The following is a 16,488-nucleotide window of genomic DNA, read 5'->3' on the forward strand; positions in this document are numbered from 1 at the left end:
CATTAGCTCTCAATGAGAAACGCCAATGATTTCCACCGACGCCGAACTCGCAGCCCAGCCTGTCGGCTACTGGACAGGAATCACCTCGCATAAGATCGTCGGCTATCTACGTGCGGAACTGGACAGGCTCGGGATCACCCAGCCCGAATGACCGCATCCACGAGGGTGTCGACGACGCCGAGTACGTGCGCATGCTCCGGATACTGCAGGCGCATAATCAACAACGTGGAACCGGTCGGCCGCGCCCACCATCCACGAACGGGGTCGTCCGTTCCAAGACGGGCCTTGACCGGCTGACGACCTCGCTACCAGCGTTCACATCGTGATCCTGCCGAGGGGCGGCTACTCACGGCTTCTGGCGCTGCTGGGCCCACCTCCCTACGCTGGTGCAATGGAGCGCAATGGCATTGCCTGGGTATTGATCGCCAGCTACCCCAACACCGCAGGTCGCCCGCGAGCTACTGAGGTTGTACGGCATTGACTGCGTGAGCGTGGTGTCGACTACCCGTATGCGGTGCGCGACGAGGAAGTACGGATCGACCTCGCTCGCGTGAGCCGACCGGACGGCACGATCGGGTGCAACGCCAGTATCTACGTCCATCCGGAACCACTCCGAAGGCTCGGGCTGCATCCGGAGCAACCCTCGTCTTGGCTGATCAAGCCGTACCTGTCCCCGAAGGAAGCACGCCGCAGGGTCCCCCCGGCCTGATCTTGCCGGCTCCGCCAACGACTTCCGGACGCATGCTCTTCCCGGAGTCCCCCGCCGGAGGCTTGTTGGCCGAAGTGTCGCCTGGATGATCGAGCGGCAGCGCGCACCCGCGCCTGAGACCTGGGGGACATCCGTGCGCTGCGCCTGGTTCGAGCTCGCCCTGCCGCGGGCCGGGGTAAAAGAGATAAGGCCCAGGGTCAGTGACCTGGGCCTTCGTGGTGGAGCAGGTGACGGGAATCAAACCCGCGCTGTCAGCGTGGGAAGCAAACCGATCATGCTGGTAATCGGGCCTGACCTGCCCGTTGGCCTTCCCTCAAATGACCCCTCTTGCCCCTTGATCACCGGCCTGCATTGCACGCAGGTTGCACGCTCGCGAACCGGCTGACCTGCAACTTGGTCGCCTCCGCACCGCGCCGTCACGTCCCTCGTGGCGGTGGGGGGATCATTCCAGGAGGCAAAGACAGAAGGGGTGACCTGCCGGGTCCAGGAAGACCCGGTAAGACGTGCCGGGCTGCTCCGAGTGTTTGGTCGCACCGAGGTCGATTACTGCCGCCTCAGCAGCATCGAGGTCGTCAACGATCACATCGATGTGCATTTGCTGGGGCCGCTCCTGGGTCGGCCACGCTGGTGGCGAGTAGCCATTCACCTTGTGGAAGGAGATGCACTGGCCGGACTCGCCGCAAGCCGCTGCCCGGTCAGCGGAGACATCGATCTTCCAATCCAGCATCGCGCCGTAAAACCTGGCGAGTGCACCAGGATCGGGGCAGTCGATAACGATGAGGGGCATGCGAGCGATCGCCATGTCGGCCACACTATCGATGATCGCGGTCCCATTCGCCGCCTACACCACCCGGCGGGACGTTATCTCCGCGTCTCAACCGTCGCACGCCTGCATAGACGCAGCAACCGGTCCGGAGGGTGCTCCCGCGCGAACGGCGCCCAGTCCGAGAGGGACGGTTTCGCGCGGGAGCATCCTCCGGCGCGCGGGGGTCCAGGGGCCGCGAGGCCCCTTGGTAAGCGCACGCTCAACCGCGGGTACCTCACCTTTGGAAGCGGTTCGCCACCTGATCGAAGACGGAAGCGGCCTGTTCTGTCGCCCACCCATCGGAGAGGACTGCTTCGTCTACCTGTGAGTCGTAAGCCTGGAGACCTGTCGCAGCTTGAACGATCTCGCATCCGGCACGGATTCGCTCAGCGGTACTTCTGGCCACGTTCCCATCGATCCAGTAGGGCACGGATAGAGACCATTCACCTGAGATGCAACCTACTTTGATGGCGGTCGGCCCGTGTCCGATTTCCCACACAGGGGGCTTCTCCACAACTGACACATCTCCGAGAAGCTCCTCCACCCTGGTGACGACCGTCTCCCAGTTCGGTGGGCGGGTAAGGACGTCGGGGGCCGCAGCCCGTTCTTCCATGGCGTCCATGGCGTCTTCCCAAGACTGGCCAGGCTCCCGATTCAGGAAGTGTATGACGTAGCTCATGGGCGCAATTTAGATGCGACGTAGGACAGCCGGTACCGGCGGCTCAGGCTTAGGCGTGGCCGCAGGTACCGACTAGCCGGTCGGCCGGGGCGGGTCGGAGAGGCCGCACGCCCGGCCCGGACCGACCAGCGGCGGCCGCGTAGCGGGCGCCCTTGAAAACGTAAAAGTTCTCATCCGGCCTTCGGCGCGTGCGCCTGGCCGTGCTGGCCCAAGTTCTAGGGGTGCGTCTCGGGCTCCGGTGCGTGACGGTGTGTCGTGATCACTGGGGCCGCCGACTGGGATGATCAGGCCATCTTGCGTGACTGGTCCCTGTAGAAGTCAGCGAATCGGGTGGTAGCGGCGTCGTCGCACGGGCTCGATGGAGACTCGGGAGTTGGCGAATTCGGTGCGGCGTGACTACGACTATCAGGCAGCGCCTGAGTGAACCGGCAGCAACCCCGTCAAGTGGGTGCGCCGATACCGCCGTTTTGGGGACCGGTCCCGGGTGGCCTGGGCTACAGTCCAGCAGATGAACGACGTGAAGAAAAATGAACAGGCTCCCCTGGAGCGGGTGGTGACACGGCTGGTCAACCCGATTGGTTTCGTGCTCGCTGCGCTGACCTTCTTGTTCGTTCCGTGCATTGCCACTAGTGCGGGATCCGGTCACCCGGAATTGAGCTGGATAGCCGACGAAGGGTTTACCTGTTGGAACATCGCCACTGAAGCGAACGCGTTTCCCGTGGCTGTCCGCATCCTCCCGATCGCCCTGCTCGTCGCCCTGGTGGTAGGTGCGAGTACCGCCCTGGCACCCAGTCCGCAGAAGCGAAGCTTCGCCGCCGCTATTACAGCAACCTTCTCCGGCGGCCTCTTGCTAGTAACCGGGCTGTGGGCCTCGAAGTCGCTGGACATACTAGGATATGAGTTTCTGCCGATGCCGCCGACTATGCCGCCAGCCGAAGTTGCGGAATTCTTCGACAGGCTAGGAATCAGAGTCGGGGTCAGTCTCGGGTTCTGGCTGGGGCTGACTGCACTCGGTGTGATCATCGCGCTCAATGTCCACCTGGTGCTGCGTCGCAGACGGCGGCCGGCCACAGCAGTCCGCTAAGTGACGTCCGAACCCTCCCGTCATGGAGGACCCCGAGACGTGCCCCCCTTAGCCAGAGCGGCCTCGCACGGCTTCAACAAGATCACCCGGTGGCCGTTCGTGGTGAAGGCGCTCGGGTGCCGAACCTGCACTTCCACGACCTCCGGCACACGGGCAACACCCTCGCTGCCGACATGGGCGTCTCGCTCCGGAACCTCATGGCGAGGATGGGCCACGACAACGAACGAGCTGCGCTCCGCTACCAGCATCGATCGGCCAACGCTGACCGCGCGATCGCGGACGCTCTAGACGCGCTCGTCCAGGCCGACCGCGAACGGGATGACGGGGACGATGGCGCGGCGGGCTCGCTCGTGCCGGCGTAACCGCCCGCTATTTGCCCGGTGGCCTCGCGGTGCCGGAAACGATCAAGGCCCAGTGTCGGGGATCTGCTCCCTGACCTGGGCCTTCGTGGTGGAGCGGGTGACGGGAATCGAACCCGCGCTGTCAGCTTGGGAAGCTGAAGTTCTACCATTGAACTACACCCGCGTGGGACGGGGTTGCCGTCCGTGCTTGCGCCATCGTACCGGATCGGCGGGGGGTGTGTGGACCGGGTAGCTTTTTCGCGTGCTGCTCTCCGATCGCGATATCAGGTCCGAGCTCGAGTCCGGGCGGGTCAAGATCGACCCGTACGAGCCGAGCATGGTTCAGCCGTCCAGTGTGGACGTGCGGCTGGACCGGTACTTCCGGGTGTTCGAGAACCACAAGTACCCGCACATCGACCCGGCGATGGAGCAACCGGACCTGACGCGGCCGGTGGAGGTGGAGTCGGACGAGGCGTTCGTGCTGCACCCCGGGGAGTTCGTGCTCGCGTCGACGTTCGAGGTGTTCGGGCTGCCGGACGATCTGGCGGCGCGGCTCGAGGGGAAGAGCTCGCTCGGACGGCTCGGGCTGCTGACGCACTCGACGGCGGGGTGGATCGACCCGGGGTTCAGCGGTCACGTGACGTTGGAGCTGTCGAACGTGGCGACGCTGCCGATCAAGCTGTGGCCCGGGATGAAGATCGGGCAGATGTGTCTGTTCCGGACGAGTTCGCCGGCCGAGTATCCGTACGGGTCGCGGGAGTACGGGTCGCGCTACCAGGACCAGCGGGGGCCGACGCCGTCGCGGTCGTACCTGAACTTCCACCGCACAAAGGTGTGAACGTGTCTGTTTTGTGACCCTAACGTGACTGAACTCACCAAAAGATGAAACATGTTCCCTCAGCAGGTAGTTTCGGGCGACGCAGAGTGTTGGCGTTCGCTTGACAGTCTCTTTACGTGAGTCTCGTCGAGTCCGGGCGCCTGGACGTGTAGGCGACCCGTTTCCGCGCCGGTTGGACGTGGGAACCCGGAAGGAGATCGTGTCCATACTCCGCGCGGAAGGCGTCACAAAGTTGTTCGGCCGCAAGGCGGCCGAGGCTCAACGGAGGATCAAGAACGGCGCGGGCCTTGAGGAGGTCCGCAAGCTCGGCGTCACGCCCGCTGTGGTCGACGCGACGTTCGAGGTGGAGCAGGGCGAGATCTTCGTGGTCATGGGGCTGTCGGGCTCCGGGAAGTCCACGTTGATCCGGATGCTGAACGGGCTGCTGCCGGCGACGGCGGGCAGCATCGAGATCGACGGCGAGGACATCGCCAAACTGTCGCCGAAGGCCCTGCGGGCCGCGCGGCAGAACAAGGTCAGCATGGTGTTCCAGCACTTCGCGCTCTTCCCTCACCGAACGGTTCTGGCGAACGCCGCGTACGGGCTCGAGGTTCGTGGTGTCGCGAAGGAAGAACGTGAGAAGACCGCCCGCGAGTTCCTGAAGTTGGTCGGCCTGGAGGGCTGGGAGAGCAAGCTTCCGGGGCAGTTGTCGGGCGGGATGAAGCAGCGCGTCGGGCTCGCCCGGGCTTTGGCGTCGGGCACCGACATCATTCTGATGGACGAGGCGTTCAGCGCCCTCGACCCGCTGATCCGGCGGGAGGTCCAGGATCTGCTGCTGGACCTGCAGTCGCGGTTCGGCAAGACGATCGTGTTCATCACGCACGACCTGAACGAGGCCATGCGGATCGGCGACCGCATCGCGGTGATGCGCGAGGGGCGGATCGTCCAGATCGGCACCGCCGAGGAGATCCTGACCGATCCGGCCAACGACTACGTCGCCCAGTTCGTCGCGGACGTGGACCGTACCAGGGTGCTGACCGCGTCGTCGGTCATGGAGAAGCCGCTGGTCACGGTGCTCGCGACGACGGGTCCGCGGACGGCGCTGCGGACGATGCGCGAGCACCAGACGTCCGCCGCGTTCGTGGTGACGAAGGACCGCAAGCTGCGGGGCCGGGTGCGGGCGGCGAAGGTGGCCGACGCGGTGCAGGACGGCGTCGACAAGCTCGACGGCCTGATCGACGCGGAGGATCCGGAACCGGTGTCGCCGGACACCCCGGTGGCGGAGCTGTTCGCGCGGTGCGCGGAGAGCGACCTGCCGGTGCCGGTGGCCGATGAGGACGGGACGCTGCTGGGCGTGATCCCGCGGGTGACGCTGCTGGCGGCGCTCGGCGCGATCAACACGCAGGTGGACGACGCGGTGGTGCAGGACGTCGTGGCGCCCGAGCCCGCGCTGAGCAAGGAGCAGGCGTGAGTACGGGCATGGCGGTGGAGCTGCCGCGTCTCGAGGTCGGCGAGTGGTTCTCGACGGTCGTCGACTGGTGCAACGACAATCTGGGCTGGCTGTTCGACGGCATCGTGACGGTCGGCGAGGCGACCGTGGAGGGCCTCGCGGACGGGCTGCTGGCGCTGCCGCCGCTGGTGCTGATCGCGATCCTGGCGCTCATCGGGCTGTTCGTGGCGGGCTGGAAGGTCGGCCTGTTCGCGCTGCTCGGGTTCATGCTGATCGACAGCATCGAGCTGTGGGAGCCGGCGATGGACACGCTGGCGCTGGTGCTGGTGTCGGCGGTGGTGGCGGTGGTCATCTCGATCCCGCTCGGCATCGCGGCGGCGCGCAACGACATGGTGAGCCGGGCGTTGCGGCCGGTGCTGGACCTGATGCAGACGATGCCGGCGTTCGTCTACCTGATCCCGGCGATCTTCTTCTTCAGCATCGGGCCGGTGCCGGGCATGGTCGCGACGGTGATCTTCGCGATGCCGCCGGGGGTCCGGCTGACCGAGCTGGGCATCCGCGGCGTCGACCCGGAGATGGTCGAGGCCGGCGAGGCGTTCGGGACGCCGTCGGGCCGGATCCTCACCCGGATCCAGATCCCGCTCGCGATGCCGTCGATCATGGCGGGCGTCAACCAGTTGATCATGCTGTCGCTGTCCATGGTCGTGATCGCGGGCATGGTCGGCGCGGGCGGCCTCGGCGAGGTGGTGCTGGGCGGGATCCAGCGCGTGGACGTCGCCGCCGGGTTCGAGGGCGGCATCGCCGTCGTCGTGCTCGCCATTTTCCTGGACCGGCTGACCGGTGCCCTGGGCGACCGCTCGAGCGTCTCGCGCGCCGCGGCGGTCGGGATCTAGACCGGTCAGGTACGCAACACAAGGAAAGGACGGGCATGCGCCTGAAATTCAAGGGTCTTGCGGTCGGGGCGATGGCTCTGACGCTCGCTTTCGGCACCGCCGCGTGCGGGTCGGGGGACTCCGGCGGCGGGGACGACAAGAAGATCACGATCGGCATGGTCTCGGGCTGGGCCGAGGGCGAGGCCGCCACGCACCTGTGGGACAAGCTGCTCACGGACAAGGGCTACGAGGTCGAGGTCAAGACGCTCGACACCGGGCCGCTGTACACGGGCATGGCGCAGGGCGACGTGGACCTGTTCCTCGACGCCTGGCTGCCGGGCACGCACGAGGACTACTGGGAGCAGTACGGCGACAAGCTGGAGAAGGTCGGGTCGTGGTACGACTCGGCGCCGCTGACGATCGCCGTGCCGGAGTACTCGCCGCTGAAGTCCCTGGAGGACCTGAAGGGCAAGCACGGGGAGTACGACGGGACGATCGTCGGCATCGAGCAGAGCTCGGGCCTGTTCCGGGTGTCCTCGAAGGAGATGCTCCCGGCGTACGGGCTGGACGACGAGTGGAAGGTGAAGACGTCGTCGACGCCGGCGATGCTCACCGAGCTCCAGAAGGCGATCGACGCCAAGGAGAACATCGTCGTCACGCTGTGGCGGCCGCACTGGGCGTACGCGAAGTTCCCGATCCGCGACCTGGAGGACCCGAAGGGCGCCATGGGCAAGCCCGACGGCATCTTCACCGTCGCGCGTGAGGGCTTCGGCGAGGACCAGGCGGAGGTCGCCGGCTGGCTGAAGAAGTTCAAGATGGACGACCAGCAGCTGGGGTCACTCGAGGACCTCCTGGAGAACAAGTACAAGGGCAAGCCCGAGCAGGCCGTGGACGAGTGGCTGAAGGCGAACCCGAACTTCGCGACGTCCATGACGGGCTGATCGCGCGCCGCTGAACGTCCCTCCCGACCTGGGACGTTACGAGGGGTGTCAGAGGGCCGTCCGGTGCGAACCGGACGGCCCTCTGCCGTTGCCGGGCGTTCAGTGGGCGATCCCGGCGACGAGCAGGACGGCGAGGAGGCCGAGGCCGGTCGCGCAGAGGGTGAGGACGCGGGGGTGGCGGCTGTGGGCCTCGGGGAGGATCTCGGCGGCGGCGAGGTACAGCAGGACCCCGGCGAACAGCCCGAGGTAGGGGCCGAGGACGGCGTCGGGGACGGTGCCGAGGGTGGTGAGCGCGGCGCCGGCGATGGGGGCGAGGGCGTCGGCGAGCAGGAGCGCGAGGGCGGGGCGGCGGTCGGTGCGGCGCAGCGACGCGGCGGTGAAGGTGTTGAAGCCGTCGGCGAAGTCGTGGGTGATGACGGCGAGGGTGACGGCGATGCCGACGTCCCGGCCGGACTGGAAGCCGAGCCCGATGCTGATGCCGTCGACGAGGCTGTGCAGGACGAGCGCGAGGGCGGCGAGCAGGCCCGCCCGGGAGCCGGGGCCGTGCCCGGGGCCGTGCCCGTGGGCGTGGACGTGCGGGGCGTACTCGTCCTCGTGGGCGCGGTGGATCGCGACGGCCTGCTCGACGACGTGCAGCAGCAGGAATCCGGCGGCGAACCCGATCATGGGGGCGGGGACGCCGAGGGGGTGGGCGTCCGCGAGGTCGAGGGACTCGGGGATGAGGTCGAACGCGACGACGCCGAGCATGAGGCCGCCGGCGAGGCCGAGGACGAGGTGCCGGTGGTCGCGGACGCGCATGGCCGCGAGCCCGCCCGCGAGCGTCATGGCGAACGCGAGCACGGAGACGAGGACGGCCATGAGCCGGTCTCTACCCGCGTGGATCTTCCTACCTGTTCATGGCGCGCCCCAGAACGCTTGACCTTCCGGTCCATGCGAACGGCCCCGCCCCCGGACGAACCGGGGACGGGGCCGCGTGCGGCTTGCGGGTCACTCGGCCGCGACGGGCTCCTTTTCGGGGGCGCTGCCCTCGCCCTTGATGGAGCGGATCAGGAGCTGGGAGACGTCCACAACTTCCAGGGACTCCTTGGCCGCGCCCTCGTTCTTCTTCTCGTTGATGGCGTCGCCGAGCATGACGAGGCAGAACGGGCACGCGGTGGAGACGGTGTCGGGGTTGGTCTCCAGCGCCTCGTCGACGCGCTCGGTGTTGATGCGCTTGCCGATGCGCTCTTCCATCCACATCCGGGCGCCGCCGGCGCCGCAGCAGAAGCCGCGGTCCTTGTGCCGGTGCATCTCCTGGGTCTTGACGCCGGGGACGGTCGCCATGATGTCGCGCGGCTGCTTGTAGACCTTGTTGTGGCGGCCCAGGAAGCAGGGGTCGTGGTAGGTGATGTTCTCCTCGATCGGGGCGACCGGGGTGAGCTTGCCCTCCTCGACCAGGTGCGCGAGCAGCTGGGTGTGGTGGACGACCTCGTAGTTCCCGCCGATCTGCGGGTACTCGTTGGCCAGGGTGTTGAAGCAGTGCGGGCAGGTCGCGACGATCTTCTTGACGCCCGCGTCGTTCAGGGTCTCGACGTTCTGCTGGCCGAGCATCTGGAACACGAACTCCATGCCCAGGCGGCGGGCCGGGTCACCGGTGCAGGCTTCCATCGGGCCGAGCACGGCGAACTTGACGCCCGCGATGTGCAGCAGCTCGGCGACGGCCTTGGTGGTCTTCTTGGCCCGGTCCTCCAGGGCGCCGGCGCAGCCGACCCAGAACAGGTACTCGGTGTCCTCGGAGACCTTGTCGTCGACGACCTCGACCTCGAAGTCGAGCTCCTCGATCCACTCGAGGCGCTTCATCTCGGACATCCCCCACGGGTTGCCCTTGTTCTCGAGGTTCTTCAGCATGACGCCGGCCTCGGACGGGAACGAGGACTCGATCATCACCTGGAAGCGGCGCATGTCCAGGATGTGGTCGATGTGCTCGATGTCGACCGGGCACTGCTCGACGCACGCGCCGCAGTTGGTGCAGGACCACAGGACGTCGGGGTGGATGACGCCGTCGTCGGCGACGAGCTCCTTGTCCACCTGCATGGCGAGCTTCTGCTCGTCGGTGAACTTCTCGCGCTCCTCCTCGGAGGCGAGCATGTAGGGGGCCTTGGCCAGGGCGTGGTCGCGCAGCTCCAGGATGACCATCTTGGGCGACAGCGGCTTGCCGGTGTTCCAGGCGGGGCACTGCGACTGGCAGCGACCGCACTCGGTGCAGGTCGCCATGTCGAGGAAGCCCTTCCAGGTGAAGTCCTCGATCTTGCCGCGGCCGAAGACGTCCTCGTCGGGGTCGGCCTCCTCGAAGTCGAGCGGCTTGCCGCCCGACATCATCGGCTGCGCGGCGCCCAGGCCGTCCGGGCGGCGCTTGAACATGACGTTCAGCGGCGCCAGGAAGATGTGCAGGTGCTTGGAGTTGACGACGAACACCAGGAAGATGAACGCGACGCCGATGTGCGCCAGCAGGCCGACGGCTTCCAGCACGTGCAGGGTGTCGTCCGACATGCCGTCGAACAGGTTCCCGGTCAGGTGGGAGAAGTACGCGGCGCCGCTGTAGCCGAAGTTGCCGCGCGCGACCTCGACGCCCCGGAAGAAGAACATCGTCCAGATCACGTTGAAGATCATGAACAGCGTGATCCAGGCGCCGGACAGGTGCGAGCCCTTGAACCGGGACTGGCGGCCGATGCGCTTGGGCGAGTTCTTGACGCGGATGGCGGTGAAGACGGCCAGGCCCGCGAAGCACGCGAGGGCGATGGTGTCCTGGACGAACCCGATGGGGCCCCACGTCTGCAGGAACGGGATGTGCGCCTCGAGCCCGAACAGGAGCTGCACGGCCGCTTCGAGGTAGACGGTGGCGAGCAGGAAGAACGCCCACATGACCGCGAAGTGCGCGGCGCCGGCGATCGTCCACTTCAGCAGCTTGCGCTGCCCCAGGACCTCGACGGCCTGGCCCTCGACTGCCTTCTTGGGCTCGCGCTTGACCTGAAGCGTCCGCTCCGGGTCGGGCTGCCCGACCTTGGCGGTCTTGTACAGGAACAGCACCCGCCGCCCCGCGAGCGCCAGCGTGACCGCCAGTCCGGCGAGCCCGATGATCAACGTGATCCAGTACACTGTTCCGTCCTCCTGGGTACGGGCGATGGCAGTCAGCGTAGGGCTCGTGACAGACTGCACCTCATCCGGGTCCCGAATACTACTCGGTAGTAGCTTATGCGTCACACACGCTGGTCGGCACCGTCGCAGACCAGGACGGAGCGTACCCGGCGGCCCCCCGCCCGGTACACGGCGCCCACGGTCCAAGCGGTACCCGCTGTCCCCGCCACAACCGCCCTGTGCGCGCGCACAGCCCACCGCCGTTCCCGCCCTGCCCGCGGCGCGGCCCTCGCGCACGCGCGATCCTCCGCTCCGACTATCGATGAGTTCCGCGCCGTCCGGCGGTCCGCATCCTGAAGACCGGGACACGACCGGCCGGTCTCCCCGCCGTCCACGGAGGATGCACGATGACGCCGACCGCCGACCACGGCCCCGCGGCCCGCCGCCTGGCCGGGCTGCTCGCCGCGATCCCCGACTCCGCGCCGGCCATGCCGACGCCCTGCCCGGACATGGACCTCGCCGCGCTGCTCGACCACGTCCACGGCCTGTCGATCGCGTTCGCGATGGCCGCCGCCAAGGACCGTCCCGAGGGCGGCTCCCCGCCGCCGTCCGCCGCCGCCGCGAACCTGGCGCCCGACTGGCGGGTGCGGATCCCCGCGGCGCTGGACGCGCTCGCCGCGGCCTGGCGCGTCCCCGGGGCCCGCGAGGGGACGACGGAGGCCGGGGGCATCGAGATGCCGGGCGACGTCGCCGCGAGCGTCGCGCTGAACGAGATCGTCGTGCACGGCTGGGACGTCGCGCGCGCCACCGGCCAGCCCTACGACGCCGGGACGGACGAGGTGGAGGCGTGCCTCGCGTTCGTCGGGCCGTCCGTCGAGGAGAGCGGCGGCGCGGGGATCGAGGGGCTGTTCGGCCCGGCGGTCGCGGTGCCGGCGGACGCCGGGCCGCTCGACCGGCTGATCGCGCTGACCGGGCGGGACCCCGCCTGGACGCCGCCGCACGGCTCCCCCGTGCGGCGGACCCCGGCGCCCTGAACGCGGGCACCGGGGTCCGGGGCGGCGGTCCGGGAGGGACCCGGGGTCAGACCCGTTCGAACACGGCGGCGAGGCCCTGGCCGCCGCCGATGCACATCGTCTCCAGGCCGTAGCGGGCCTCGCGGCGGTCCATCTCGCGGGCGAGGGTGGCCAGGATGCGGGCGCCGGTCGCGCCGACCGGGTGGCCGAGGGAGATTCCGGACCCGTTGACGTTGACGCGGTCCCAGTCGCCGTCCTTGAGCCCCCACTCGCGGGCGACGGCGAGGACCTGCGCGGCGAACGCCTCGTTCAGCTCGATGAGGTCGATGTCGGCGAGGGTCAGCCCGGCGGCGGCCAGCGCCTTCGCGGTGGCCGGAACCGGCCCGATGCCCATCGTGCGGGGCGGCACGCCCGCGCGCCCCCAGGACACCAGCCGGACGAGCGGGCGCAGCCCGAGCTCGGCGGCGCGCTCGGGCGTCGTGACGACGCACGCGGCCGCCGCGTCGTTCTGCCCGCTGGCGTTCCCGGCCGTGACGGTGGCCTCCGGGTCGTCCTTGCCGAGGACCGGACGCAGCTTCGCGAGGCTCTCCGCGGACGTGTCGGGGCGCGGGTGCTCGTCGGTGTCGACGACCGTGTCGCCCTTCCGCCCCCGGATCGTGACGGGGACGATCTCGTCGGCGAACCGTCCGTCCCGCTGGGCGGCGACGGCCCGCGCGTGCGACCGCACGGCCAGCTCGTCCTGCTCCTCCCGGCCGATGCCGTACTCGCGCCGCAGGTTCTCGGCGGTCTCCAGCATGCCGCCGGGCACGGGGTGGCGGACGCCGCCCGCGGTGACCCGCCCCTGGGCGAGCGCGTCGTGCAGGTCGATGGACGGGCCGCGCACGCCCCAGCGCGCCTTGGTCGTGTAGAAGGGCGCGTTGCTCATGCTCTCGGTGCCGCCCGCGATGACGACGTCGCTGACGCCCGTCTGGACCTGCATGGCGGCGTCCAGGACGGCCTGGAGCCCGGAGCCGCAGCGGCGGTCGAGCTGGGTGCCGCCGACCTCGACGGGCAGCCCGGCGTCGAGCGCGGCGACGCGGCCGATGGCGGGCGCGTCGGCGTTGGGGTTGCACTGCCCGAGGATCACCTCGTCGACCGCGTCGCCGGGCAGGCCGGTGCGCGCCACGAGCGCCCGGATGACGGTGGCGGCCAGTTCGGCCGGGGAGACCGGCTTCAGCACCCCGCCGAACCGGCCGATGGGGGTCCGCAGCGGCTCGCAGATGACCGCTTCGCGCATGGGCACGCTCCTCAACTCGACAAGTGGCGGCGCACTCTGCAGGTTATGGGGTCATTCCGCCCGGACGGCCGCCGGGCTTCCGCCCAGTGGAGGTCCGGGCGCGTGAGACCGGCCGCGCCCGGGGTAGCACCCCCGTGGCGCGTCCGACCGGACGTGTCCGACCGGATGTGGGGGGCTCGATGGCCGGGTTGCCGATGAAACTGCTCAAGGCGCTGCTCGCCGTGGTGACGGCGCTGGCGCCCGCGTCGCTGCCGGCGGTCGCGGTGGCCGGGGTCCTGGGCGCCACCGCCGCCGTGACGGCGGGCTGCGGCGGGGGCGGCGGCGAGGACGGCGACAACGAGCAGGAGCAGGACGACAGGAACGACGAGGAGCAGCAGGACGACGACGACGGCGGCTACTGACCCGCCGGACGCACCGGGACGGATCCGGCACCGGGCGCACCCGTAGCATCGTCCTGCGGACGGACGGGTGCGAGGAGACGGCATGGTGCACGGCGGCGCGGGACGGGACGGCGCGGAACAGGGCGGCGCGGCGGAGCGGTGGGCGCGGGACGTGCGGACGCTCCGGGTGATCGGCGCCGGGGCGATGGGGCGCGGCATCGCGCAGCTCGCCGCGGCGGGCGGCGTGACCGTCGAACTCGCGGACGTCCGGCCGGAGGCGGTCCGGGACGCCGTCGAGCACGTCTCCGGGATGTTCGACCGGCTGGTCGCGAAGGGCCGGATGACCGCGGCGGACGCGGCGGCCGCGAAGGAGCGGCTGCGGCCGGTGGGCGAGCCGCTGACGCCGCTCGGCGAGTGCGACCTCGTCGTGGAGGCCGTCCGCGAGGACATGGACACCAAGCGCGAGCTGTTCGCCGCGCTGGAGAAGGCGTGCCCGCCGAAGACCGTGCTGGCCACCAACACCAGCTCGCTGCCGGTGACGGCGATCGGGGCGGCCCTCGCGGACCCGTCGCGGCTCGCGGGCCTGCACTTCTTCAACCCGGTGCCGCTGATGCGGCTGGTCGAGGTCATCCCCGGCGCGCGGACGGCCGGGTGGATCCCGGACGCGCTCGCGGCGCTCGTCCGGCGGCTGGGCCACGAGCCGGTGCGGGCGCCGGACGCGCCCGGCTTCCTCGTGAACCACGCGGGGCGCGGGCTGGTGACCGAGGCGCTGCAGATCCTGGCGGAGGGCGCCGCCGAGCCGGTCGACGTCGACCGGATCGCCCGGGACGTCCTGGGCCTCAAGATGGGGCCGTGCGAGCTGCTCGACCTGACCGGCATGGACGTCTCGCACCCGGTGATGGAGTCGGTGTGGACGGGCTTCTACACCGAGCCGCGGCTGCGCCCGTCGCGGGTGGGCCGGGCCCGGCTGGAGGCGGGACTGCTCGGCCGCAAGACCGGTGAGGGCTTCTACGCGTACCCGGACGGCGGCGCGAAGCGGGAGCCCGCGGAGATCACGCCGCCCGCGGACGCGGAGCGGCGCCCGGTGTGGATCCACGAGGACGCGGCGGGCGGCGGCGGGCCGGGCGCCCGGGAGACGCTGGGCGCGCTGCTGGCGGCGGCGGACGTCGAGGTGGAGTCCGGGGACGGGCCGTCGGATCGGGCGGTCGTGCTGGTGACGCCGTACGGCGAGCCGGGCGGCGCGGTCGCGGTCCGGGAGGGCCTGCCGCCGGAGCGGACGCTGAGCGTCGACCCGCTCGGCGGGTTCTTCACGCGGCTCACGCTCGGCGTGCACCCCGCCGTCGACCGGGCCGCGGGACGGTCGGCCGTCGCGGCGCTCGCGGCGACGGGACGCCCGGTGAGCGTCGTCCGGGACGGCCCGGCGCCGGTCGCGCAGCGGCTGCTGGCGTCGGTCGTGAACGTCGCGTGCGGGATCGCCGAGCAGGGCCTCGCCCGCCCCGCGGACATCGACACGGCCGTCCGGCTCGGCCTCGGCTACCCGCGCGGGCCGCTGGAGTGGGGCGACCACGTGGGCGCCGAGACCGTCCTCGACATCCTGGAGGGGCTGTCGCTCGGCACGGGCGACCCGCGCTACCGGCCGTCCACGTGGCTGACGGAGCGGGCGGGCCTCGGCCTCCCCCTGACCGAAACCGGCACCCGCCCCGCCGACCTGCTCTCCTGACGGGCCGCCGCCCGGGGCGGACGGCCGGCGGCGAGAGTTCGCCCGCCGTTCGGCCGCGGGCCGCCGCGCGTTCGGCGTCCGGTACCCGCTGGCTCCCGAGTCTCTGAGTCGCGATGATCTTCCCGTGCCGGCCCGCCCGGCGCGGGAGGCGGCGACACGGAGGTTCGGTTGTTCGAGACGGTGTTCCGGACGGCGGACGCGGCCCGCGCGGACCGGATCGGCCGCGGGCGGGAGCCGGCGGGCCGGTCCCCGGTCCCGGGGGAGCCGGGCGGCGGCCGCGACCGGCCCGGCACGGGCGGGCGCGCGCTGCGCCTCGGCACGGGCCCGGACGCGGTGACGGTCCTCGCGACCGCGACGAGCCCGGCGGGCGCCCGCCGGACGCCGCGCCGCGTCCGGCGGCCCGACCCCGGGGCGCTGTACCTGTCGCTGGTGCTGCGCGGGCACGTCGAGGTCGCCTGCGGCGGCCGGGTGTTCCGGTACGGGCCCGCGCAGTGGTCGGCGCACGACGCATCCCGCCCCGCCACGGTCCGCGCGGCCGGCGGCCCGGGCCCCTTCGAAGCGGTCGGCGTGGTCGTCCCGAAGCGGCTGCTGTCGGTCCCCGCGGACCGGCTCGGCCGGGCGATCGGGCCGCCGCTGCCGGGGCGCGACGGCGTCGGCGGGCTGCTGGCGGGGACGCTGGCGGCCATCCTCGCGGACCCCGGCGCCTACCGCGCGTCCGACGGCCCGCGCCTCGCGACCGTCCTGGCCGACCTGGCCTCGGCGCTGCTCGCCCACGCGGTCGACGCGGACGAGGAGGAGCACGGGGAGCACGGGGAGGACGACGGGGAGGGCGGGGGCGCGTCGCCCGAGGTGCGCCGGCGGACGCTGCTGCTGCGGGCGCACGCGTTCATCGACCGGCATCTGCAGGACCCGGAGCTGACCCCGGCCGCCGTCGCCGCCGCGCACCACATCTCCGTCAGCTACCTGCACCGGCTGTTCAGCGCGGAGGGCCGCACGGTCGCCGCCTGGATCCGGCTGCGGCGGCTCGAGGGCGCCCGGCTGGCGCTGGCCGATCCCGCGCTGCGCGCCGTCCCGGTCCACCGCATCGCCGCCATGTGGGGGTTCACACACCATTCGGCGTTCTCCCGGGCGTTCCGCGACGCGTTCGGGCTGCCGCCCAGCGACTACCGGCACCGCGCCCTCGGCTCGCCCGCGTAGCCGCTCCTGCACCCGCCGTCGTCCCCCGGACACCCGTGGACGCCCCGTGGACGCCCCGTGGACGCATCGTCAAGGAACCGTCGACGGACG

15 protein-coding genes, 1 tRNA gene and 1 pseudogene are annotated in these 16,488 nt (G+C 70.6%); 11 read left to right on the forward strand and 6 right to left on the reverse strand.

What is annotated here, in order from left to right:
* Positions 1-25 precede the first annotated feature (25 nt).
* A complete protein-coding gene (locus DMH08_RS42335; RefSeq protein WP_267898532.1) occupies positions 26-151 on the forward strand; it encodes a hypothetical protein in 126 nt (41 codons plus the stop codon).
* 1,000 nt (positions 152-1,151) lie between these two features.
* Here DMH08_RS42335 and DMH08_RS10345 read toward each other — a convergent pair.
* A complete protein-coding gene (locus DMH08_RS10345) occupies positions 1,152-1,511 on the reverse strand; it encodes a VOC family protein (RefSeq protein WP_125613328.1) in 360 nt (119 codons plus the stop codon).
* Between the two features lie 238 nt (positions 1,512-1,749).
* Positions 1,750-2,193 (reverse strand): hypothetical protein, encoded by a 444-nt coding sequence (locus DMH08_RS10350; protein WP_125613297.1) that lies wholly within the window; start codon positions 2,191-2,193, stop codon positions 1,750-1,752.
* Positions 2,194-2,701: 508 nt separating this feature from the next.
* Here DMH08_RS10350 and DMH08_RS10355 point away from each other — a divergent pair.
* Together DMH08_RS10355 and DMH08_RS10360 are read left to right on the forward strand one after the other, a co-directional pair.
* Positions 2,702-3,277, forward strand: a complete 576-nt coding sequence (locus DMH08_RS10355) for a hypothetical protein (protein ID WP_125613299.1) — start codon at positions 2,702-2,704, stop codon at positions 3,275-3,277.
* A gap of 116 nt (positions 3,278-3,393) precedes the next feature.
* Positions 3,394-3,639, forward strand: coding sequence for a hypothetical protein (locus DMH08_RS10360; RefSeq protein WP_199747721.1), 246 nt, complete (start codon positions 3,394-3,396; stop codon positions 3,637-3,639).
* 89 nt (positions 3,640-3,728) lie between these two features.
* Here the strand turns inward: DMH08_RS10360 and DMH08_RS10365 are convergent.
* A tRNA-Gly gene (locus DMH08_RS10365) sits at positions 3,729-3,802 on the reverse strand.
* Between the two features lie 78 nt (positions 3,803-3,880).
* Here DMH08_RS10365 and dcd point away from each other — a divergent pair.
* The 4 genes and pseudogenes from dcd (at position 3,881) to DMH08_RS10385 (ending at position 7,698) form a co-directional block, all read left to right on the forward strand.
* Positions 3,881-4,456: a dCTP deaminase gene (dcd, locus tag DMH08_RS10370; RefSeq protein ID WP_026402829.1), complete on the forward strand. Its 576-nt coding sequence runs from the start codon at positions 3,881-3,883 to the stop codon at positions 4,454-4,456.
* A gap of 232 nt (positions 4,457-4,688) precedes the next feature.
* Positions 4,689-5,906 carry a quaternary amine ABC transporter ATP-binding protein gene (locus DMH08_RS10375; protein ID WP_267898533.1) on the forward strand — a complete coding sequence of 406 codons (1,218 nt, stop codon included), beginning with the start codon at positions 4,689-4,691 and terminating at the stop codon, positions 5,904-5,906.
* Between the two features lie 143 nt (positions 5,907-6,049).
* Positions 6,050-6,778: pseudogene (locus tag DMH08_RS10380) on the forward strand (ABC transporter permease); the annotation flags it as partial.
* A gap of 71 nt (positions 6,779-6,849) precedes the next feature.
* Positions 6,850-7,698 (forward strand): glycine betaine ABC transporter substrate-binding protein, encoded by an 849-nt coding sequence (locus DMH08_RS10385; protein WP_233617514.1) that lies wholly within the window; start codon positions 6,850-6,852, stop codon positions 7,696-7,698.
* Between the two features lie 99 nt (positions 7,699-7,797).
* Here DMH08_RS10385 and DMH08_RS10390 read toward each other — a convergent pair whose 3' ends face one another.
* Together DMH08_RS10390 and DMH08_RS10395 are read right to left on the reverse strand one after the other, a co-directional pair.
* Positions 7,798-8,556: a ZIP family metal transporter gene (locus DMH08_RS10390; protein WP_125613301.1), complete on the reverse strand. Its 759-nt coding sequence runs from the start codon at positions 8,554-8,556 to the stop codon at positions 7,798-7,800.
* Positions 8,557-8,685: 129 nt separating this feature from the next.
* Positions 8,686-10,833, reverse strand: coding sequence for a (Fe-S)-binding protein (locus DMH08_RS10395; protein ID WP_026402833.1), 2,148 nt, complete (start codon positions 10,831-10,833; stop codon positions 8,686-8,688).
* Between the two features lie 386 nt (positions 10,834-11,219).
* Here DMH08_RS10395 and DMH08_RS10400 point away from each other — a divergent pair, with 386 nt between their 5' ends.
* Positions 11,220-11,846, forward strand: a complete 627-nt coding sequence (locus DMH08_RS10400; protein ID WP_125613303.1) for a TIGR03086 family metal-binding protein — start codon at positions 11,220-11,222, stop codon at positions 11,844-11,846.
* 46 nt (positions 11,847-11,892) lie between these two features.
* Here DMH08_RS10400 and DMH08_RS10405 read toward each other — a convergent pair whose 3' ends face one another.
* On the reverse strand, positions 11,893-13,101 hold the full coding sequence (locus DMH08_RS10405) for an acetyl-CoA C-acetyltransferase (RefSeq protein ID WP_026402835.1): 1,209 nt from the start codon (positions 13,099-13,101) through the stop codon (positions 11,893-11,895).
* 179 nt (positions 13,102-13,280) lie between these two features.
* Between DMH08_RS10405 and DMH08_RS10410 the strand changes: the two genes are divergently transcribed.
* The 3 genes from DMH08_RS10410 (at position 13,281) to DMH08_RS10420 (ending at position 16,398) form a co-directional block, all read left to right on the forward strand.
* A complete protein-coding gene (locus DMH08_RS10410; protein ID WP_125613305.1) occupies positions 13,281-13,502 on the forward strand; it encodes a hypothetical protein in 222 nt (73 codons plus the stop codon).
* 82 nt (positions 13,503-13,584) lie between these two features.
* Positions 13,585-15,201 (forward strand): 3-hydroxyacyl-CoA dehydrogenase, encoded by a 1,617-nt coding sequence (locus DMH08_RS10415; RefSeq protein WP_125613307.1) that lies wholly within the window; start codon positions 13,585-13,587, stop codon positions 15,199-15,201.
* A 168-nt stretch (positions 15,202-15,369) separates the two neighbouring features.
* The gene (locus tag DMH08_RS10420; RefSeq protein ID WP_125613309.1) at positions 15,370-16,398 is read left to right on the forward strand and encodes an AraC family transcriptional regulator; all 1,029 of its coding nucleotides are present in this window, start codon (positions 15,370-15,372) and stop codon (positions 16,396-16,398) included.
* The last annotated feature ends 90 nt before the right edge of the window (positions 16,399-16,488 follow it).

The sequence above is a fragment of the Actinomadura sp. WAC 06369 genome, from assembly GCF_003947565.1.
Classification (GTDB): domain Bacteria; phylum Actinomycetota; class Actinomycetes; order Streptosporangiales; family Streptosporangiaceae; genus Spirillospora; species Spirillospora rifamycini.